23 protein-coding genes and 1 pseudogene are annotated in these 20,480 nt (G+C 39.0%); 13 read left to right on the top strand and 11 right to left on the bottom strand.

Annotated features, from left to right (window positions below):
* Positions 1-25 precede the first annotated feature (25 nt).
* The 4 genes from iscU to MN200_RS08400 form a co-directional block, all read right to left on the bottom strand.
* Entirely contained in the window at positions 26-412 is a 387-nt protein-coding gene (gene iscU, locus MN200_RS08415) for a Fe-S cluster assembly scaffold IscU (protein ID WP_004697007.1), read from the bottom strand.
* A gap of 104 nt (positions 413-516) precedes the next feature.
* A complete protein-coding gene (locus tag MN200_RS08410; protein WP_242759161.1) occupies positions 517-1,734 on the bottom strand; it encodes an IscS subfamily cysteine desulfurase in 1,218 nt (405 codons plus the stop codon).
* A gap of 1 nt (position 1,735) precedes the next feature.
* A complete protein-coding gene (locus MN200_RS08405; RefSeq protein ID WP_004697011.1) occupies positions 1,736-2,209 on the bottom strand; it encodes an Rrf2 family transcriptional regulator in 474 nt (157 codons plus the stop codon).
* A gap of 113 nt (positions 2,210-2,322) precedes the next feature.
* Entirely contained in the window at positions 2,323-2,970 is a 648-nt protein-coding gene (locus MN200_RS08400) for a hypothetical protein (RefSeq protein WP_242759160.1), read from the bottom strand.
* A gap of 193 nt (positions 2,971-3,163) precedes the next feature.
* Here MN200_RS08400 and MN200_RS08395 point away from each other — a divergent pair, with 193 nt between their 5' ends.
* The 3 genes from MN200_RS08395 (at position 3,164) to MN200_RS08385 (ending at position 6,069) form a co-directional block, all read left to right on the top strand.
* Positions 3,164-3,631, top strand: a complete 468-nt coding sequence (locus tag MN200_RS08395; RefSeq protein WP_004697016.1) for a phasin family protein — start codon at positions 3,164-3,166, stop codon at positions 3,629-3,631.
* A gap of 168 nt (positions 3,632-3,799) precedes the next feature.
* Positions 3,800-4,072: an HU family DNA-binding protein gene (locus MN200_RS08390; protein WP_004697018.1), complete on the top strand. Its 273-nt coding sequence runs from the start codon at positions 3,800-3,802 to the stop codon at positions 4,070-4,072.
* Positions 4,073-4,203: 131 nt separating this feature from the next.
* Positions 4,204-6,069 (top strand): SurA N-terminal domain-containing protein, encoded by a 1,866-nt coding sequence (locus MN200_RS08385; RefSeq protein WP_242759159.1) that lies wholly within the window; start codon positions 4,204-4,206, stop codon positions 6,067-6,069.
* 82 nt (positions 6,070-6,151) lie between these two features.
* Here the strand turns inward: MN200_RS08385 and MN200_RS08380 are convergent, their stop codons facing one another.
* On the bottom strand, positions 6,152-7,021 hold the full coding sequence (locus MN200_RS08380) for a DUF2797 domain-containing protein (RefSeq protein WP_004697022.1): 870 nt from the start codon (positions 7,019-7,021) through the stop codon (positions 6,152-6,154).
* Between the two features lie 34 nt (positions 7,022-7,055).
* Between MN200_RS08380 and MN200_RS08375 the strand changes: the two genes are divergently transcribed.
* Positions 7,056-7,523: a DUF6231 family protein gene (locus MN200_RS08375; RefSeq protein ID WP_004697025.1), complete on the top strand. Its 468-nt coding sequence runs from the start codon at positions 7,056-7,058 to the stop codon at positions 7,521-7,523.
* Positions 7,524-7,632: 109 nt separating this feature from the next.
* Complete coding sequence (locus MN200_RS08370; protein ID WP_004697027.1) at positions 7,633-8,253, top strand: YidB family protein; 621 nt, start codon at positions 7,633-7,635, stop codon at positions 8,251-8,253.
* A 136-nt stretch (positions 8,254-8,389) separates the two neighbouring features.
* Here MN200_RS08370 and MN200_RS08365 read toward each other — a convergent pair whose 3' ends face one another.
* The 3 genes from MN200_RS08365 to MN200_RS08355 all read right to left on the bottom strand — a co-directional run bounded on the left by MN200_RS08365 (position 8,390) and on the right by MN200_RS08355 (position 10,457).
* The gene (locus MN200_RS08365) at positions 8,390-9,472 is read right to left on the bottom strand and encodes a porin (protein ID WP_004697028.1); all 1,083 of its coding nucleotides are present in this window, start codon (positions 9,470-9,472) and stop codon (positions 8,390-8,392) included.
* Positions 9,473-9,743: 271 nt separating this feature from the next.
* Positions 9,744-10,157, bottom strand: coding sequence for an HIT family protein (locus tag MN200_RS08360; protein ID WP_004697031.1), 414 nt, complete (start codon positions 10,155-10,157; stop codon positions 9,744-9,746).
* 30 nt (positions 10,158-10,187) lie between these two features.
* Entirely contained in the window at positions 10,188-10,457 is a 270-nt protein-coding gene (locus MN200_RS08355; protein ID WP_004697032.1) for a YARHG domain-containing protein, read from the bottom strand.
* Positions 10,458-10,726: 269 nt separating this feature from the next.
* Here MN200_RS08355 and MN200_RS08350 point away from each other — a divergent pair.
* A protein-coding gene (locus tag MN200_RS08350) for an IS4-like element ISAba1 family transposase (RefSeq protein WP_100222788.1) occupies positions 10,727-11,817 on the top strand; the annotation gives its coding sequence in 2 pieces (ribosomal slippage) (positions 10,727-11,267 and positions 11,267-11,817; 1,092 coding nt in all).
* 488 nt (positions 11,818-12,305) lie between these two features.
* Positions 12,306-13,025, top strand: a pseudogene (locus tag MN200_RS08345) (SDR family oxidoreductase).
* Positions 13,026-13,098: 73 nt separating this feature from the next.
* On the opposite strand, the gene MN200_RS08340 reads toward MN200_RS08345, so the two are convergent.
* Positions 13,099-13,404 (bottom strand): putative quinol monooxygenase, encoded by a 306-nt coding sequence (locus MN200_RS08340; protein WP_004697038.1) that lies wholly within the window; start codon positions 13,402-13,404, stop codon positions 13,099-13,101.
* Between the two features lie 204 nt (positions 13,405-13,608).
* Between MN200_RS08340 and MN200_RS08335 the strand changes: the two genes are divergently transcribed.
* Positions 13,609-14,322, top strand: a complete 714-nt coding sequence (locus MN200_RS08335; RefSeq protein ID WP_026056432.1) for a transglutaminase family protein — start codon at positions 13,609-13,611, stop codon at positions 14,320-14,322.
* A 71-nt stretch (positions 14,323-14,393) separates the two neighbouring features.
* On the opposite strand, the gene MN200_RS08330 is transcribed toward MN200_RS08335, so the two are convergent.
* Complete coding sequence (locus MN200_RS08330) at positions 14,394-15,266, bottom strand: NAD(P)-dependent oxidoreductase (RefSeq protein WP_058869673.1); 873 nt, start codon at positions 15,264-15,266, stop codon at positions 14,394-14,396.
* Between the two features lie 15 nt (positions 15,267-15,281).
* Positions 15,282-16,373 (bottom strand): alpha/beta fold hydrolase, encoded by a 1,092-nt coding sequence (locus tag MN200_RS08325; protein WP_242759158.1) that lies wholly within the window; start codon positions 16,371-16,373, stop codon positions 15,282-15,284.
* A gap of 142 nt (positions 16,374-16,515) precedes the next feature.
* Between MN200_RS08325 and MN200_RS08320 the strand changes: the two genes are divergently transcribed.
* From MN200_RS08320 to MN200_RS08300, 5 genes are all read left to right on the top strand, one after another.
* Complete coding sequence (locus MN200_RS08320) at positions 16,516-17,703, top strand: O-succinylhomoserine sulfhydrylase (RefSeq protein ID WP_125274858.1); 1,188 nt, start codon at positions 16,516-16,518, stop codon at positions 17,701-17,703.
* Positions 17,704-17,731: 28 nt separating this feature from the next.
* Positions 17,732-18,061 (top strand): YbaB/EbfC family nucleoid-associated protein, encoded by a 330-nt coding sequence (locus MN200_RS08315; RefSeq protein ID WP_004984648.1) that lies wholly within the window; start codon positions 17,732-17,734, stop codon positions 18,059-18,061.
* Positions 18,062-18,077: 16 nt separating this feature from the next.
* Positions 18,078-18,674: a recombination mediator RecR gene (gene recR / locus MN200_RS08310; protein ID WP_125274857.1), complete on the top strand. Its 597-nt coding sequence runs from the start codon at positions 18,078-18,080 to the stop codon at positions 18,672-18,674.
* Positions 18,675-18,880: 206 nt separating this feature from the next.
* Positions 18,881-20,023 carry an HRDC domain-containing protein gene (locus tag MN200_RS08305; protein ID WP_242759157.1) on the top strand — a complete coding sequence of 381 codons (1,143 nt, stop codon included), beginning with the start codon at positions 18,881-18,883 and terminating at the stop codon, positions 20,021-20,023.
* Between the two features lie 129 nt (positions 20,024-20,152).
* Positions 20,153-20,461: a YcgL domain-containing protein gene (locus tag MN200_RS08300; protein ID WP_004984643.1), complete on the top strand. Its 309-nt coding sequence runs from the start codon at positions 20,153-20,155 to the stop codon at positions 20,459-20,461.
* The last annotated feature ends 19 nt before the right edge of the window (positions 20,462-20,480 follow it).

The following is a 20,480-nucleotide window of genomic DNA, read 5'->3' as shown; positions in this document are numbered from 1 at the left end:
AATCTTTCTTTAAAATGCGAAGCAATTAAGCTTTAGATTTTTTGCTGCGGTAGTCTTCAACAGCAGCTTTAATAGCATCTTCAGCCAGTACAGAACAGTGTACTTTTACTGGAGGAAGCGCAAGTTCAGTTGCGATATCAATGTTTTTGATCGCTTGAGCTTGATCTAAAGTTTTGCCTTTTAGCCATTCAGTCACTAAAGAGCTTGATGCAATAGCAGAGCCACAACCATAAGTTTTGAAACGTGCTTCTTCAATCACACCGTTGTCATCTACTTGGATCTGTAAACGCATAACGTCGCCACATGCAGGTGCTCCGACCATACCTGTACCTACGTTTTCAGCATTTTTGTCTAATACACCTACATTACGAGGGTTTTCGTAATGGTCAATTACTTTTTCGCTATAAGCCATGATGCGTCTCCAAACCTCGGGGTCAGCGTTAATATTAAATATGGGGTCAAAACTTGATTTTTCAATGAAGCCATCCAGTATGTGAATGACTTCAATGGGAAAAATTAGTGTTCAGCCCACTCAACTGTAGAAAGGTCGATACCGTCTTTGTACATGTCCCAAAGTGGAGAAAGTTCACGAAGTTTCTCAACAGCAGAACGCGTCACTGTAAGTACATGGTCAATGTCTGCTTCAGTGGTGTATTTACCAAAACTGAAACGAATTGAACTGTGCGCAAGTTCGTCAGACAAACCTAGTGCACGTAATACATAAGAAGGTTCTAATGTTGCTGAAGTACAAGCTGAACCCGAAGATACAGCAGCGTCTTTCAGCGACATCATTAACGATTCACCTTCAACAAAGTTGAAACTTACGTTTAAGTAGTTCGCAACGTTTTGTGTTGGGTGGCCGTTTAAGAAAATTTGTTCTAAGTCTTGTAAGCCATTCCAAAGCTTGTCACGAAGTACGCGAATGCGTGCTTGTTCAGAAGCTAAGTTTTTACCTGCAAGTTCAAATGCTTCACCCATACCAACGATTTGGTGTGTTGCAAGTGTACCAGAACGCATACCGCGTTCATGACCGCCACCATGCATTTGCGCTTTTAAACGAACACGTGGAGTACGACGTACATAGAGTGCGCCAATACCTTTAGGGCCATAAATTTTATGAGCAGAGAAGCTCATAAGGTCAACTTTCATAGTTGAAAGGTCAATTTCAACTTTACCTGCAGCTTGCGCCGCATCGACATGGAAGAAGATCTTGTGTGCACGAGTAATTTCACCAATTGCCGCAACATCAGTCACAGAACCAATTTCGTTGTTTACCATCATAAGTGAAACAAGAATAGTGTCTGGACGAATAGCTGCTTCAACCATTTCAGGGGTAATTAAACCCGTGTTTGGAAGTGGCTCAAGGTAAGTGATTTCAAAACCTTCAGACTCAAGCTCACGGCAAGTGTCTAAAATAGCTTTGTGTTCAATTTTACTTGTAATAATGTGCTTGCCTTTAGACGCATAGAATTGTGCTACGCCTTTAAGAGCTAAGTTGTCTGATTCAGTTGCACCAGAAGTCCAAACGATTTCGCGTGGATCAGCTTTGATCAAGTTCGCAACTTGTTCACGTGCATATTCTACTTTTTCTTCTGCTTGCCAACCGTAAGCATGAGAACGAGATGCTGGGTTGCCAAATGTGCCGTCAAATGTCAGACATTCCATCATGCGATCAGCGACTTGCGGGTCTACAGGAGTTGTTGCTGCATAATCAAGATAAATTGGACGTTTCATGTCAAATACCTGTTACCGATAAAAGGGCTGAATCTGAAGGTGCTGTGTTTTGGCGAATGGCAACTTTTTGAACGTTGTCACGTGCTACAAGGTCAGCAAGAGTGATTTTAGCGAGATAGTCGGCAATGTGATGGGAGAGTTCTTGCCATAAATCGTGAGTTAAGCACATTGCGCCATTTTGGCAGTTGCCTTTATGGTCACAGCGAGTGGCATCAACTGTTTCGTTTACAGCTTCAATAACTGCTAATACCGTGATTTCATCAGCGCGACGAGCTAAATGGTAACCACCGTTGGCACCACGAATACTAGAAACTAAGCCGTGGCGCTTTAATTTCGCAAATAACTGCTCAAGATAAGCAACAGAGATAGTTTGACGAGCTGCAATTTCTGCAAGCGTGATCGTTTGTTCAGTTGGCTGCAAAGCTAAATCAAGTAGAGCAGTCACTGCGTAGCGTCCGCGAGTTGTTAAGCGCATGATTCGATACACATGATTAGACTAGATGTGCCGATTTTAAGAATCCTGACTAAAATAGTCAAGTTTTTTTAATAGGGATTGTGCGTATTTAATTTGCTTGAAATATTATGTAGTTATGCAAGCCAAATATTATATACTAATAAGCTAATCAAAAGTATAGAAAACACAAAAAATGTGACATTTATACGTTTTTGACGTTGCTCGATACGGCGGATACGATTTTTGTATTGTTTCACTTCAACCTGTAGAGTGTTGATTTTAGAACGTTGTTCTTCAATTTTCTCTAAAAGTGGTGCAATGCGCTTTTTAGATGCAACCACATTTTGCGGATCAGTTGGTTTAGTTAACCAGTTTTTCCAATCGGCAAGAACTTTAGGTGCACTAAAATGTAAAATTAAATCTCGGAACTCATCTTTTAAGGTGATATCACCATCAATACGCATGGTTTTAATACTACGACGGTTTCCAAAGACGAAAATTTTAATTAAATCCATCAATGTGGTGCGTACATCTAAGTCGACTGGTTTTTCGGGGGCTTTGGCGTCAAATAAAACACCTTGAGCGGTAAAGGTGATATAGAAGTCGAAATAAGGCAGGTAGCTATTTATTTTAATCGCAATATTTTGCTCAACAAACTTTTTACAGTGAAGTGCAACCACACGGTCGTGTTTTAAAATAAGAGAAAAGATCGTCTCAAGAACAATCATCACCATAGTGAGTAGCATATGTGTTTGATTGTGTTCTTTTTGAGAATCACTCATAAGTAGTAACCTAAATCCTGACCTGAAATGAGCATCCTGCTCGCAAAAACTTCAGACTTAAAAATAAAAATGTAATAAAGATGCTTTGTAGAACAGTTTTACAAATCGATCAAGTCTAATATTTGCTAGTATAGTGCAATCTATAAGATTTTTTGGATGTTTTTGCACATAAATCATGCAGGAGATGGTGCTAATGGAAAAAGCAGATATAGAGTTAGATGATATTTCGCAAGAAGATGAAACACTAAAAAAAACAAAAACTAAGCATCATTTTCACCGTAAAAATAGTTTGGATTTTAGAAAGTATACCAAGCAAATCTGGTTAGCCGGTTTGGGTGCTTTTTCACGTGCAGAGGAAGAGGGGAATAAATTATTTGACTCGTTGGTCCAAGTCGGCGAAGAGTTAGAATCTAAAACCACTGAAATTGCTGACCAAACGGTTGAGAAGGTATCTGAGAAAGCACGTGAATCGGTGACAGATACTAAAGACAAGGTTGAGAAGATCGTGGATCGTGGAGTAAATCACTCCTTAAACCGGATTGGATTGGTCACGGTGAAAGACATTCAGTACTTAGAAAACCTGATTCTTCAACTGAATGATAAAATCGATGTTTTGATTGAAGAAAATAAGAAGTTAAACGAAAAAGTGAGTAAAAAGTGATCTGGTTGGGCTTTTGTACCTTTTTCAACGTTTTTTTGTGATTTATTTTCCAAAAAAGCATATACAGAGTATTGCGTTTTCACCTAAAGCATTGCTATAAAGGCGTTACGGTAATTTATACTAAATTTTTGGACCTTAAATAAACGATATTAAGAGGACGCGATCCACATGAATAAATCAGAATTAATTGATGCAATTGCAGAGAAAGGGGGATTGTCTAAGACTGATGCTGGTAAGGCCTTAGACGCTACAATTGCTTCAATCACTGAAGCGCTTAAGTCTGGTGATACTGTTACACTTGTTGGTTTTGGTACTTTCAACGTGAAAGAACGTGCTGCACGTACTGGCCGTAACCCACAAACTGGTGCTACTTTAGAAATTAAAGCAAGCAAAGTACCAAGCTTCAAAGCTGGTAAAGGTTTAAAAGATTCAGTTGCTTAATCTTTTAAATAAATACTAAACGCGCCTTTTCGGCGCGTTTTTTATTAAACATTAGAAAATGTGTCGATAACACATTCATTCATTGCTGCTTTTCAGTTAAAATCTCGGGCAAATAAAATATTGGAATACTTATGGAATCTTTTCGTAAAGTTATTAAGGGTTGGTTGGGCAAGGCTTTGCTCATTTTGTTTTTGACCCCTTTAGCACTTGTAGGTATTGAAGGATATTTTAGTAGCGGATCAAAAGACGCTGTGAAATCAGTCAATGGCCAAGATATTTCTGAAAAGGAATTAGAGACCTTAACCGCTTCCTTTAAAGAACAATTCTTAGCTTATGCCAATGGGGATGAAACTTTACTCAACCAAAGCTTTATCAAAGATAAAGCGATGGACCAACTGATCGCAAATACTTTGTTATTACAACAGGCTGAAAAGCTGGGCATTTCACTCAGTGATACTCAAATTGAACAGATGATTGCTCAACAGCCAAGTTTTCAAGAAAATGGAAAATTTTCAGAAACGCGTTATTCAAGCTATTTGCAGTCTGTGGGTATGAGTAGTGATGCGCTCGTTGCAAACTTACGTCAAGACCATGCATTAAAAATGATGCGTTCGACTTTTGTTGATTATGCATTGGTGAGTAAACTAGATATTCAACAAATTGCTAACTTACAAACAGAACAGCGTACTGTGCAGTTTGCCAATGTAAATCTTGATGAATATAAAAAGAACGTCAAGGTTTCAGCACAAGAGATTGAAAACTATTACAAGCAACACCCAGCTATGTTTAAACAAGTGGCAAGTGTAGATGTTGACTATGTGCTGTTAACACCAGCCAATGTACCTGCTGCTGCTTCACCTGTAACAGATGCGGAGTTGCAGCAAGCCTATACACAGTTTGTTGAAGCACAAAAAGATAATGTTGCGCCTTTGGTTAAACATATTCTGATTACGACGGATGCACGTACAGATGCTGAAGCGAAAAAACGTGCAGAAGAGGTTGTGGCAAAAATTAAAGCAGGAACAAGCTTTGCAGCAGCTGCGGCTCAATACTCTGAAGATACTGCATCTAAAGCGAATGGTGGTGCTTTAGCAGTTTATAACAAAGGCACTTTTGGTGATGCTTTTGACCAAGCTGTAGCATCACTTAAATCAGGTCAAGTATCAGCGCCTGTAAAAACTGAATTTGGTTACCATGTCATTGAAACTGATGCGCCAGCTGTGAAGTTGCCATCTTTTGAAAATGAAAAAGCACGTTTGACGGCGGAAGTTCAAAAGAATAAAACAGCCAATGCATTCTCTGATACTGTAAACAGTTTAAATGAACTGGTTGTAGACTCAGATGCTTTAGATGTGGTGTCTCAAGAAGTTAAAGGTGTACAAGTTCAAACTGTAAAAGGCATGACCTTATCTACACAGCATCCTGTATTAAGTAATGCTGCGGTAAAAGTGAAACTGTTTAACGATGACGTTAAAAACGATGATCGTAACGCGACCAGCAGCATTCAACTTCCGAATGGGGATGTGGTTTGGGCAAAAGTACGTGATTATCATGCGGCAGGTGTCCAAACGCTTCAAGAAGCAACACCACGTGTGAAAGCAAAATTGGTTGAACAAAAAGCTTATGATGCTGCTAAAGCCAAAATTGCTCAAAGTTTAAAAGACTTTAAAACTCAACCAGCAGTATCTGTTGTTGCCAAGAGCGGTTTGACCTTTACTCCACCGCAAGTGTTTATTCGTTCACAAGGCTTACCACGTGCAGTTGAGCGTGCGGCGTTTAGCCAAGCGGCACCAAAAGCAGGACAGTGGTCTGTAACAACAGCATTATTGCCAACAGAAATGGTGGTGGTAGCGGTATCAAACGTAAACAAGACGACGTCTAGTGCGTTGACGGATGAGCAATTGGCTGAGCTTTCGAAGTTATATCAACAACTTCGTGGTCAGCAAGAAGCTGAAGATTATGTGCAATACTTAAAAGCACATGCAAAAATTAAATAATCGTATGACATAAAAAAACCTGCATTCGTGCAGGTTTTTTTATGTGTGTAGATAAACAAATTTTATTTAAGGATAAACAAGCTTAGGCACGAATTTTGAGCTCATAACCTGAATATTTACGAATATTAATCACGCCTGTATCTAAAATCAGGTACTGACCTTTGATCCCTTGTAACTTGCCGCGAATAACTGGGGTTTTATCCAGATTGTGGGATTTGATTTTCTCAGGGTATTGCTCAACTGGATAAACAAACTCGCGCGGCAGTTCGGTTTCCAAAAGCTCAACAGTTTCATTGAACTCAAGGTTTTGACTAAATTCCTCACGAATGGCTTGGATTTTAGATGCAAATTCTTCGATGAGTTGTTCGCGAACTTCAATCAAGTCGAGTGGTTCAGCTTCGCCCTTGAGCAGTTTACGCCAATCGGTTTTGTCTGCCACTTGTGTTCCAAACATAATTTCGAGTTGGCCTGAAAGACGACGCGAACCGACTTTCATAATTGGAAGGGCTTGGGTTGCACCTTGATCAAGCCAACGAGTTGGCATTTGGCTAATCCGTGTAATCCCAACTTTTAAGGCACTTGAGTTAGCTAAATAAACAATATGAGGCTGAAAGCAAACTTCATGCGCGAAGCTGTCTTCTCGGCAGGTGCCTAAGTGGTAGTGACAGGTTTCAGGTTTCATAATACACATGTCACAAGAGGCTTTGGTCTTAAAGCACTTGAAGCAATGGCCTTGTGAAAACGATTTAGAGGTTTTCGTACCACATGAAACGCAGAAGATTTTACCAGTCCATTCAATCTCGATTTCTTGACCCAAGTTAAAAGGAAGGTCAACTTCTGAACGATCTAGGATAAATTTATATTCAACATTTGCCTTGTGTGTATGTTGATCAGTTACACTAAGGTCCTTAAGACCTGCATGCATTTTATGGCAAATGCCTTGAAGTTCCATACAGAATTACTCACTCAATATTAAGGATGCGGTTATGGCTGAACTGAACGTCATTACTTCTATGCTAGACGATTTATCTCAAGAACAGCCTATTTCAACTGCATTGTGCATTGGGCAGGATCTCAGCCCAAATCATCATCAATCTATTCAATGGCAATATTTTAGCGTATCTGACTTTTTAAGTCTGCCTTTTACCCAGCGCTATGATTTAGGTTTTGTACTTTTTGACACGGCAGAAATGCAAAATATAAGCTCACAACAAAAATCACAACTATTGGTGCGTTTAAGAGATTTGATGGCAAAGCGTATTGTGGTGGTGAGTCAATTGCAGGATGAACAACTGCTTCGTGCTTTAGGTTTTACTCAACTGATCGATAAAACGACGCATGGTAAAGACTTTGCTTTATGGCAATTTAATATTTTGACTTATAAGCATGTGCCTGACTGGTTTAATTCAAAGTTTTGGGCGAATCCTGAAAACTGGAATAAATTCCGTTGGTGATTTGACTGCCACTCTATTTTTTTCATTCATAGCAAAAATTAACAATTTATCTCTATAGGGTTTTTTTAAACATCGTATGCTGTTTAAAAAACCTAGAAAGGATAAAGTGATGACGAATCTGAATAATATTATAGAAATTTTAGCAAAGCAGGCCATGGGCGGTCAGCAACAGTCAAACCAACAAAGTGGTTTGGGTGGAATTTTGGGTTCGGTGCTTGGACAACTTGGAGCGGGTGGTACAGGCCAAACACAACAGGGTGGTCTGAGCGATATTTTTGGTTCGGTGTTGGGTGGTTTGACTGGTGGACAGTCACAGCAGATGCCAAACTCGCAGAACTCAGGATTTTCAGGCGGTGGAAAAAGTTTATTGATTGCGGTATTGCCTTTGATTTTGGCATGGATTCAACAGCAAGGTGGTTTGCAGGCAGCTTTAGATAAACTTAAAGGGCAAGGTTTAAGCAGTCAGGTTGAGGACTGGGTTTCTACAGGACCAGGAGAGAACGCCAGTGTAAATCCAGAGCAAGTTCAAAACTTGTTTGATGATGCCGCGGTGGAGCAAGTTGCAGAGCAAACTCAAGCGCCGAAGCAAGATATTTATAGTGCGATTTCTACAGTCTTACCACAAATTATTGACTCATTGACACCGCAGGGTGAGCAAACCAGTAAACAAGAAGCCAATGCTGATATTCAACAGGTGATGAATTTAGTATCTGGCTTTTTAAAGCGTTAATGTTAAAAAATCATCTTTGTAAAACTTACCTAGATAAACAAAGCCAGCAAATTTGCTGGCTTTTATTTGCCTATAAGTTGTTGCAATAAAAAACACGCCGAAGCGTGTTTTTTTGTTTTTTAAGTTCGGTTAAGACTTAGAAGTCGTAACGGAAACCTAAAGAAAGTGCTGTAGAGTTTTCGTCTTTAGCACCTTTTACAGAGTTACCAAAGCTACGACCTTCTTTCCAAGGAGTAAGGTCTGCATTTTTATCATTTAACATGGTTGCAAGGTTTGCATATACACGTACTGCCTTGTCTAAACGATGTTCAACACCAACCGCTAAAAGGGTAGAGTTTGCATCATCGGTGTCAACGTCACGGTGGAATACCTGACCGCGTACATAAGTTTTCGGTGCCACTTTATAGTCTGCTGCTACGCCAAATACTTGTGCATCAGCATATTTTGCTGCAGTACCTTCTAAATCATGTGTAAGGTATTGGTATAAGCCACCGAAGTTTAATTCAGGTGTAATTTTATATGCTGCCGCAACACGGAAACCATCACGTTCGCCTGCGCCAATTGCAGAGTTTTCTTCGTAACGTTCATAAGCAGCAGCAAAGTCAACCGGACCTTCGTTATAAGTTAAAGCTAGATCGTAAGCTTTATTATCGTCCTGACCTTCACCAGTAGTTGCATCTTTTGGAATTGAAGTTTTTGGATGTAATGATAAAGCTGCAAGTACGTTAAAGCCACCACCGAATTTAGGAGATTTATATTCAACGGTATTTTCGTTTCGTTCATCAAACTTTTGATCACTAACACGTGTTACGTTGCGGATATCACCAACCATGTCACCAAAAAAGTTGACTGGACCACGAGCCACTTTAAATGGGCTGTCAAAGCGACCTGCACGTACTTGACCAAAGTCACCTTTTAAACCTACAAAGGTATCACGAGTAGAAAAATCAACGCTTTTGTCATCTTGGTTGCCGCTAGCAAAGTTAATTTCTTGCTCGATTTGACCAAAAACAGTCATGCCGTTTTCTAATTTTTGTTCAGCTTTGAAGCCTAAACGTGATGAGTTTGAAGAAAGACCAACTTCGTTATAGTCAGCGCCATCATCCAGATAGTCTAAAGAAACATGCGCACGGCCATAAATTTTTACGTCAGCAGCCATCGCTAAAGCTGGTGTAAGTAAAGTTGCCCCAACTGCTAATGCGCAAAGTGTTTTTTTCATGTGTAGCTCCAAGAAAGACTTTTTGTTGATTCGTCTATAAAAGGTTATTCAGTCGTCTTTTTATTCATCAGACTTCTGTCTCTTGGCGCTCATTATTGATTACAAATAAGTCATTAATATTAAGGTAATATTACAAAAATATTAAACAACTCAATGTCAAATGCATTTCCGCGATAAATTGTTAAGGTTGATTTTGAGTGCTTAGGTTATTGATCTTATTTATTTTTAGACCTAAAAAAGGAGCCGAAGCTCCTTGATTTAATGGATGGAATTACAAAGCAGCGCGAATTTTTTCTGCTTGTGCTTTGATTTTTTCTTGATCACCCATTTGCAACGCATGCTTACCTAGCTCATGTACCGAACTCGGAATGAGGTGGAAATGTACATGGGGAACGGTTTGCCCAGCAGCAGCTCCAGACAGTTGCATGAGGACAATGCCTTGGGCATCCAAACCGACTTCAATGGCTTTTGCTACTTTTTGTACCACTTGAATGGTGTAGGCAGCAGCATCGGCAGGGAGGTCGAGTAAAGTCACCGCAGGTGTCTTGGGTATGACTAAAGTATGACCGTCTGCTTGAGGCATAATATCCATGAATGCAAGAACTTGGTCATCTTCATATACTTTAATGGCTGGAAGTTCACCACGTAAAATTCGTGCAAAAATGTTTTGCTCATCGTAAGCCATGTCTATTCCTTAAGTTTCGCTTAAACTGATTTACTTACAGTTTAATTCTTTTTGACGTTCTTTAATCGCGTCAAGACGTTGTTGCTCTTTTTCAGAGAATTTTGGTTTGGTGGTGTAGCAATTATCATTGCCAAATTTTGCTTTCGCTTCAGGGTCCTTAAAACAGAAACCTTTAGATGCATAAATGACATCATGATCATCTTTTAATTTTTGACACTCTTGCTCAGGTGATGCCGCAAAACTTTGCGCCCCGATTAATGTTGCAAGACTGGCAAAAACCGCTACAGTCAACTTTTTCATGAGAATTTCCTCAGTTTGTAACATTGTATGTAGTCACGCTATTACTTTATAGGGGTTTGTTCTGTTTATTCAATGGTGAGTTCTTACTCAATTGTAATTTTACTTCATAATTACTGCATATAATACATAAAATTTATATATATCAATAGCTTTTAAAATGGCAGATAGAAATGGATATTTAAGTTTTTTATGTAATTTCTCTGTACACGACAAAAATAGATAACTCATTGAAATAATGTCACAATAATTGTTTTCTAACGACGAATACTATGACACATCTCAATGAGTTATATCTTATCTTAAACAAATCTCTAAAATGGAACAAGTCACATTTAAAGTGCTTTGCGCTCATCATGCTTGTGATTATTTTAAAGCAAACATGTAATCTTTCTTCTGCATCTAAAGCCTTGCCCATCAAGTGCTTACCACAATCATTTTATCGACGTATGCAGCGCTTCTTTGCAGGTCAGTATTTTGATTATCGTCAAATTTCTCAGTTGATTTTCAATATGTTTTCATTCGACCAAGTGAAACTGACTTTAGATAGAACCAATTGGAAATGGGGAAAACGAAATATTAATATCCTGATGCTCGCAATCGTTTATCGTGGAATAGCGATACCTATCCTTTGGACATTGCTTAATAAACGTGGAAATTCAGATACGAAAGAGCGTATTGCTTTGATTCAACGCTTTATAGCCATTTTTGGTAAAGACCGTGTTGTGAATGTGTTCGCAGACAGAGAGTTTATCGGTGAGCAGTGGTTTACATGGTTAATTGAACAAGACATCAACTTCTGCATTCGTGTTAAAAAAACTTCATTGTCACCAATCATTTAGGAAAGAATCATAAAATTAGTGATTTATTTCGCCATCTTAAAGTTGGTCAAATTGAATGTCGTAAACGACGGATTTTGGTTGGTCGGGTGAAACTATATATAAGTGCACTACAGTTAGAAAATGGAGAGCTTTTACTCGTCGTTTCTCCTCAGTTTAATGCCAATGCTATTCAGGATTATGCATTACGCTGGGAAATTGAAACCTTATTCAGTTGTCTCAAAGGACGCGGGTTTAATCTTGAAAATACGCGCTTGACAGACCCTAGACGAGTGAAAAAATTGATTGCGGTGTTAGCTATAAGCTTCTGTTGGTGTTACTTAACGGGTGAATGGCAACATAATCAAAAAAAAGCGATAAAAATAAAGAAGCATGGACGACTCTCAATGAGTTTATTTCGCTATGGTTTAGACTATGTTCAAATGGCGATTCAGCGTTTAATTGGTTTTGGGAAAAAAGAAGAGTTTAAGGAAATTTTGGCAATTTTAAGAAAGCAGAATCCTGATAGGATAAGGGTTCTGTGAAATTTGTCGTGTACAGAGATGTAATTTAGTCTATTTTTACAACTTTTCTTAGGCTCTAACATTTTTAAATTTCATTGAGAGGGACACAGTGCTTCGGTGCGTCAGCTTTTTTAACCTTTAATGTTCGCCTCATCTCAAATGCTATTTCAGGCATTTTTATACGATTAGCAATGAATTTTTAAGTTATCATTTTTTCTGAATTAAGCGCTTATGCATCATTATCGTTTAATGATATTTTGCTGTCTTAAATGGACTCTTTTGCATGCTTATTTTAGACAGTCTAAAAGCTTTATTTATTGCTATTTTATTATTGAATCCCTTGTGCTGGGGATTTACTTGAAATAAGTGGGTAGAAAATAAATTATTGTCTGTGACTTAGGTAATCATAATCTTTAACGGCTAAATATAAAATGATGAATAAAGCTTGATTTAAACTTAACTTAAGTTTAAATCATTATGCAGTTCGTTATGAAAGGATGAATTAAAATATGAATGGTTTAGGTCGAACATTTCTAATTTATGGCGCAAGTAGAGGCTTAGGCAAAGCGATTGTAAACTTAGTGCCTGAAGCTCAGGATAAAATTTATGGTGTCTCTCGTTCTATTCCTAAAAATAATGCTCAATTGAATTGGATTTGTGCAGATTTATCTACTCCTGAAGATGCGGTGGATAAAGTAAAAAAAGCAGTCAAAGAAGAGAAAATAGATGTTCTTATTTATAATGTTGGAATCTGGGAAAATAATGCTTTTACAGAGAATTATAACTTTTAAGAGGTTTCATCTGCCGAGTTAAATACCATTCTAAATACAAACATTAATACCTGTATTCAGTCTCTTCAGTCATTGATAGAAAATTTAAAGTTATCGGATAACGCTAAAGTCATATTGATTGGTTCTACATGGGGTGTAGATAATCATAATGGCAAAGAGTTGGTCTTTTCTGCAACGAAATATGCTTTGCGTGGAATTGCTCAATCATTGCGGGAGATTTTGCGTAATGACCTGATTGGGGTAAGTGTTTTAAACCTAGGGTATTTGGCAACAGAATATGAAGCAGATGTTCCAACCGCAACTGTATTGGCAGAGACCAATCATGCTTTAATTCCTTTGTCCGATGTTATTTTAGCCACAAAATTTATCATCTCCACCAGTAATGCATCTTGTGTTAAAGAAATCCTTATGCCTGCAATGAAAGATGAAAATATTTAAATCAAGATGTTTGGTTGCAATTATACAGGGACGTATTTATCGGATAGTTTTATTTTTCGATACCATATTCGATCTAGGTGAAGCTACTTTGGTGTAAAAACTCATCCATTAATATATAGGTTCCTGCAGCACTTTGGTATTGGTCAATTAACGGTACTAGTCTTTTAAAATGCTCCGTTTCACAATGCGCATCTAGTGCAGCACGATCAGGCCATTCTTCAATAAATATAAAATGCCCAGCATCTTTCTGATCAATAAATAGGTCGTAGGATATACATCTCGGTTCAGCTTTTGTTTTTTCTACAAGTTCACGATATAAAGGCATGACTCTATTAAGATGTTCTAGTTTAATAAAATCCTGAGCAATGACTTTAAGCATAAATTTTTTATCCTAAATTTAATTAGTTTTTTTATACACAAGTATATGTGCCGAATTAATTGAGTATATAGAGCTCTGCTATAAAATTAATCAAGCTCAAAACAATCTTTAATCTTAATTCATTATAAAAGTGGGCAGTAAAAACATTGACCTTGGACTAACTCCATGTTTTTAAATCAAAATGACTATATTGGAGAGCTGAGTATGCAAAGGCTATTAGAACAGACGCCGATTTTAGATTACTACCATCCATCGATTCAAAACTTGATTGAACAACGCAAATGGAGAGATCTTGATGAAGTTAATAAGGTGAGGAATATTTATAACTTTGTTCGTGATGAAGTTCAATTTGGCTATAACACGGGAGATACGATACAGGCATCTCAAGTCTTAAGCGACGGTTATGGTCAGTGTAATACCAAAGCAACGTTATTGATGGCGTTACTCCGAGCAGTGGGTGTAGCCACGCGGATACATGGGTTTACCATCGATAAAGCCCTACAAAAAGGCGCAATCAAAGGCATTTGGTATAAGTTATCGCCCAAGAATATTTTACATAGTTGGGTCGAAGTTCGTGTGAATGGACAATGGTATATTCAGGAGGGTGTAATTCTTGATCGACTCTATCTAGAAAAATTACAAAGTATAAATAAGCATCAAACAACAACCTTTTGTGGTTTTGGGGTATTTACCGAGAACTTTGAAAATCCACCTATTGATTGGAATTTGAATGATACTTTTATCCAAGACAAGGGGATTAACCAAGATTTCGGTTTATTTGATAGCCCAGATGATTTTTATAATCTACATCAACAAGAGCTCAGTCCGATACAGCGTATAATTTTTAAATATGTAGTTAGACATTTAATGAATCAAAACGTCAATAAAATTAGAAATATACAAAAAGCCTCTTTATGAGGCTTTTTGTTCGGCTATCGGAATAGCTTAACTTATGATTAAAGTTAAAGTATGACTGACTATGATAAGCATTACTCTAAAGTAATTTTGCTCCATGACTCATATAGTTTAACTGCTGAAGAAAAATCGCTGTCTTCTTCAGATAAATCACTGGCAGTTTGAATTAAACTTTGAGCCAGTCCAATCACAGGTGCGGATAGTTTTGCTTCGCGGACTAAATCAACGGCAATGCCCGTATCTTTTGCTAATAGAGGGAGTGCAAAAGTAAGCGGGAAGCTGCGGTTGAGAATGCGCTGTGGTAAAACAGTTTCAGTGACGCCACTTTTACCACTCGACGCATTAATGCAATCTAATGCTTCGTTTAAGTTTACGCCATGAGCCTTTAGTGTGGTAAACCCTTCGGCAACAGCACAGAGGTTCACAGCCAAAAGCATATTGTTTACGGCTTTAACTGCAAAACCAGCACCCGATTCGCCCACGTGTTTAATCAGTTTACCAAACGCTTGAATCGCTGGTAGTGCGCGTTCAAAAGCTGCGGCATCACCACCGATCATAACCGTAAGGGTTGCATTATCAGCGCCAATGGTTTGACCACTCACAGGTGCATCTAAAAAGTCGACACCTTGCTGTTTAAGCAGTTCAGCTACTTTTTTTGCAGAAGAAGGTACACCGCTGGTGCAATCGACCCAAATACTGCCTGCTTTAAGCTCAACTTGTGCAAGTAAGTCTTCAATATCTTGACTGGTTGGAAGGCAAGAGAAGACTACATCGGCCTGAACTGCTTGCGCAAGTTCGACCGCCTGCGTGCCATAGGCTTCCGCATGTTGTTTTGCTTTATCAAAATTGCGATTCCATACCCACACGTGTTCAAAGTGTTTAGGTAAGTGTGATGCCATGCGATAACCCATGGCGCCTAGACCGATAAATGCAACTGACTGAATCATCTCAAACCTTAGTATTTAAATTTTACTTGAACGTTCACTTAACCACTGAGCCAGTTGTGGCCAAAATTCATCGGCACTACGCTTACTCGACATCAGTCCTAAATGTCCCCCTGGGATAAGAGTAAACGTGACATCGGTGCTACTTGTCAATTGGGTTAATGGTTGAGCTGCCTCTGCTGTAACAAGTTGGTCTGTTGTCCCCGCAGCTACAAGCAATGAGCACTGTATATTTTTTAAAGCAATGCTTTTCTCATTTAATGTGATTAGTCCAGTTTTGAGTGGATTACGCAGCCAAACATTAAAAAGCATGTCTTGGTTAATGCCGCCGGGATAATCAATCATACGATTGAGAAAACCGCCAATGGTGGCATGTTCATACAAAGCTTCATGGTCATCTAAATTAAGCAGTAGGTTTTTATGACTTTGAAACCAGCCGATAGGATCGATGATTTTAAAACCAAAAGTATTTAACCTTCCAGAGGTATGAAGTAGACCCTTCGGTATTTTGCCCTGATAAATTTGCTGTTGTAATGCTTTGCTTTTTGAAATGATTCGATTGAGATATGCAAAGAACTGTCCATTTCGCCCAGATTTATAACTGTCAATTGGACTCCCCAAAACCATTAAATTTTTCACAAAATTGGGTTGATGTAAGGCGGTATACAAGGTCACGAAAATGCCAGCCATACTCCAGCCATGCAGAGAAATTTGCTCGCTGTGGCTATGTTTTAAAATGCTTTGTATACAGAGTGGAATATAATGATCAATAAACGTCAGAAAGTTAAAATGACGGTTATGAATATTTAATTTCCCCCAATCAATCACATATACAGCAAAGCCCTGCTGTTGGAAGTACTTCACCAGTGAGCGATAAGGATAAAGGTCGTAAATAGACATATTGATGGCTAGCGGGACCACAAAAACTAAGGGCTCTTTATACTTACGCACTTCAGGTGCGTAATAGCGAATTTGGGTCAGATCAAATGTTTCAATCACTTCATAAGCTGTGCTTTGTGACAAAATGAGTGACTTTCCATTAAAAATGCGCGTAGAAAGATTCTTTAATTTATTTTGATGCGTTGAAATTTTAGTTTTTAAAGAGTGCATATAGGTCTTAGATCTCAAATAAGCAGAAAGTTTGATCGAAGTCTAATCAATATTTGCGTATTTTACCTTGACCTTAAATAGCCTAGACGCTCAAAATGTTGGCAATTCTTTACAAAGGCAGTCTGTCGACTGAACCAGAGCCATGAGCCTACAAGACGAATTTGAATACCAATTAGATACCTTAGCCATTCGTACTGGGCATACGCGTAGTTTCGAGGGAGAACATGGCGAACCTATCTTTCTAACTTCATCATTTGTCTATGAAAATGCAGCAGAGGCCGCAGCAAAATTTTCAGGTCAAGAGCCAGGGAACATCTACTCGCGTTTTACCAACCCAACTGTTGCAATGTTTGAAAAACGCCTTGCAGCTTTAGAAGGTGCAGAACGTGCAGTGGCAACCAGTTCAGGTATGGCCGCAATTATGGCCGTGGCAATGTCATTTTTAAAACTGGGCGATCATGTGATTTGTTCACGTGCGGTATTTGGTTCGACCGTATCTTTGTTTGAAAAATATGTGGCTAAGTTTGGTGTAACTGTCGACTTTGTCGATTTAACAGATTTAGATGCATGGAAAAATGCCGTTAAGCCTGAAACTAAATTGCTCTTTGTTGAGTCTCCGTCGAATCCTTTGGCTGAAGTGGCAGACGTTCAAGCACTTGCTGATATCGCACATGCCAATGGCGCACTTTTAGCAATTGATAATAGTTTCTGTACGCCAGTATTACAGCGTCCACTTGAGTTTGGTGCAGACTTGGTGATTTATTCGGCGACGAAGTATTTGGACGGTCAAGGTCGTGCTCTTGGTGGTGCAGTAGTGGGTAGTCATAAACTACTCGAAGAAGTATTTGGTTATGTGCGTACCACAGGACCTTCAATGAGTCCTTTCAATGCATGGGTATTCTTAAAAGGCTTAGAGACTTTACGTTTACGTATGCGCGAGCACTCAGCAAGTGCGCAAAAGCTGGCAGAATTCTTAAATACACACCCGAAAGTCGAAAAAGTGTATTACGCAGGCTTACCTGAGCATATTGGGCATGAGCTTGCAGCGAAGCAACAAACAGGCTTTGGTGGGATCGTTTCTTTTGAAGTGAAAGGCGAGCGCGAAGGGGCATGGACTGTTATTGATAATACCCAGTTTATTTCAATTACAGGTAACTTGGGCGATGCGAAATCGACCATTACCCATCCTGCAACGACTACCCATGGCAAACTTTCACCAGAAGCGAAACAAGCCGCAGGAATTCGTGAAGGTTTAATTCGTGTTTCTGTTGGTTTAGAAGATATTGATGATATTATTCGCGATATCACACGTGGTTTAGACTTAATCTAATTTTTTAATTTTATGTTCGGAGATTTTAATGAACATTAATATGTTAATGCAGCAAGCTCAACGCATGCAAAAAGACATGGAAAGCAACATTAAAAAAGCTAAAGAAGAGCTTGCGCAAACTGAAGTGCATGCTGAAGCTGGTGGTGGTTTGGTTAAAGTGACGATGACTTGCCGCAATGTGGTAAAACGTATCGAAATAAATCCTGAATTATTGCAAGATGATGCAGATATGATTGAAGACTTAATTGCTGCGGCAATGAATGATGCTGCACGTCAAGCAGAAGCAATCACTGAAGAGCGTATGAAAGCTGCGAACTCAGGTGCAGGCTTACCACCGGGTCTTGCTGGTTTATTCTAATTAAGGAATACGTATAGTGTTTAGCGATCGTTTTGATCAATTGGTACAAGCCTTACGTATTTTGCCAAGTGTTGGGCCGAAATCGGCTCAGCGCATGGCGCTTCATCTGATTATGAAAAATCGTGAAGGGGCAGTGGGTCTTGCACATGCTTTGAACGAAGCCACCAGCTATATTCACGAATGCAGTTTGTGCCACTCACTGACTGAAAACGAAGTTTGTGATATTTGCGTCTCGCATGAACGTGATGATCAACTTCTCTGTGTGGTTGAGTCACCGGCAGATGTGATGGCGATTGAGCAAAGTGGCAGTTTCCGTGGTAAATATCATGTATTGGGTGGGCATTTATCTCCACTTGATGGTGTTGGGCCTGAAGAGATCGGCATTCCTTATCTAATCCAGCGTTTGGGCGATGGTAAAGTAACGGAAGTGATTTTGGCGACCAATGCAACGGTAGAAGGTCAGGCCACAGCGCATTATTTGGTTGAGGCAACGAAACATTTACCGATCCAAATGACGCGCATTGCACAAGGCGTACCACAAGGTGGTGAACTTGAATATGTCGATAGTCATACCTTAAGCCAAGCTGTACATAACAGAATGCGAATGAAATAAGTATTTCGATACTTGTTTCATTTTTTAGTTGAGCTACAAGATTGAAATCTTGATTAAGATAAAAAAAATATTAATTTGAATCTAGTTGTATAAAAAAATCACAAAAAACGGTAAATAATTAAAAAACCCTTAGAAATCTTGATAGCTAAATGATCTTATTCAGGTAAGATAGCCCAAAGAGCATCTAGCATTAGACGCAGTAGGATATGTTTCAGTTTATTCAGCAGCAGCAAGACTTAACTCCAGTCTTAGAAAAAATGGATCGTAACGAAGTCTATGGACTCGATACAGAATTCATCAAAGTCGATACCTTATGGCCGAAGTTAGGCGTATTTCAAATCAATGTCGAAAACAATGTCTATTTACTTGATGGGACGACACTCGATTTATCTGAATTTTGGAATAAACTTTTTCGCGCACAGCAAAATGTCTTTCATGCTTGTAGTGAAGATATCGACCTGATTTATCACTATGCACAGCATAAAACCTTAAACAATGTATTTGATACCCAAGTGGGTATGTCTTTTTTAGGACATGGTCTACAAGTGAGCTATCAAAATGCCCTGAAACAAATGTTGGATGTCGATATCGATAAAGGGGAAACCCGCTCAAACTGGTTGGCGCGGCCATTAAGCCCTGCACAATTGAGCTATGCGGCAAACGATGTGCTGTACTTGATGAATCTCTCAGAAAAAGTTAAACAAGAACTAGATTCAAAGTCACTCTTACATTTTGCACTTGAAGACTGTCAGCATCTGACGCAAGAAATCGCGACAGAAACGCCTTTGCATTTACTCTATCAAGATATTGGTAACTATCGACATTCACGTCGTCAGTTAATGCAGTTGCAGCAGTTGGCTGTATGGCGTGAACAGATGGTAAAAGCGCTTAATACGCCACGTAGTTTCATTTTGAAAAACTCAAGCATGATTGATTTGGTTGAGAAAAATCCAAAAAATGCTTTTCAGTTATCGGGTGTAAAAGACATACGTCAAAACGTTGTCCGCGAGCATGGTAAAACCATTTTAGATTTGGTGAAGTTCTTGCCTGAGCAAGCGGATTGGCCGCTACGCATGGCACGTCCCATCCGTCATTCTTCAAAAGATGTGGGGGAGAAGATTGATCACTTAATTCAAAATGTGGTCAATGAAACCAGCATTCCTAAAGAAGTGTTGATGCGCAAAAAGTGGATGAACGCACTGCATCAACATGTGGTTTTTCATAATAATGAGCAAGACTTGCCTGATTATTTATTAGGTTGGCGCTATGATTTGCTAACCCAGCCTTTAATTCAACTCCTACGCCGTGATGAAAGCTATCTTTCGACGCAAATGAAAGTCATGGATTAATAATTAGTCAATTGGTCTGAAGTTTGAATATTTATACAAAATCACGACTGATGCGTTAATCATGACTAATGTCAGCTGCTTTTATTTGATGTATCCTGTGGCTTGAGTTATTTGAGTGCTGTTTTAGATATGCAATGTTCTATTTATAAATCAAGCAAAAAAGATGAAATGTATCTTTATATTGCTTGCCCAACTGAAGCTGATCAAGCCGCTGAAGATTTTAGCCCATTGAATGTTTTACCTGAAGCTGTTCGTGTTGCATTTGGTCGAGCGACTTTTGTGATGTCATTAGAGCTGAGTGAAGCGCGTAAATTGGCCCGTGTAAATGTATTGCATGTCATGGATTCGATTCAAACTCAAGGCTTCTTTCTACAAATGCCGCCAGAAGGATTAATCAATCCGAACGCTGCGGCACCAGAAGGCCTTCGTGGCGCATAAAGCATAATTCAGGAGTTGC

Origin of the sequence: Acinetobacter sp. LUNF3 (assembly GCF_022699605.1) — a bacterium.
GTDB lineage: Bacteria > Pseudomonadota > Gammaproteobacteria > Pseudomonadales > Moraxellaceae > Acinetobacter > Acinetobacter johnsonii.
The sequence above is the reverse complement of the archived record's forward strand: the minus strand, read 5'-3'. Positions and strand labels throughout refer to the sequence as shown.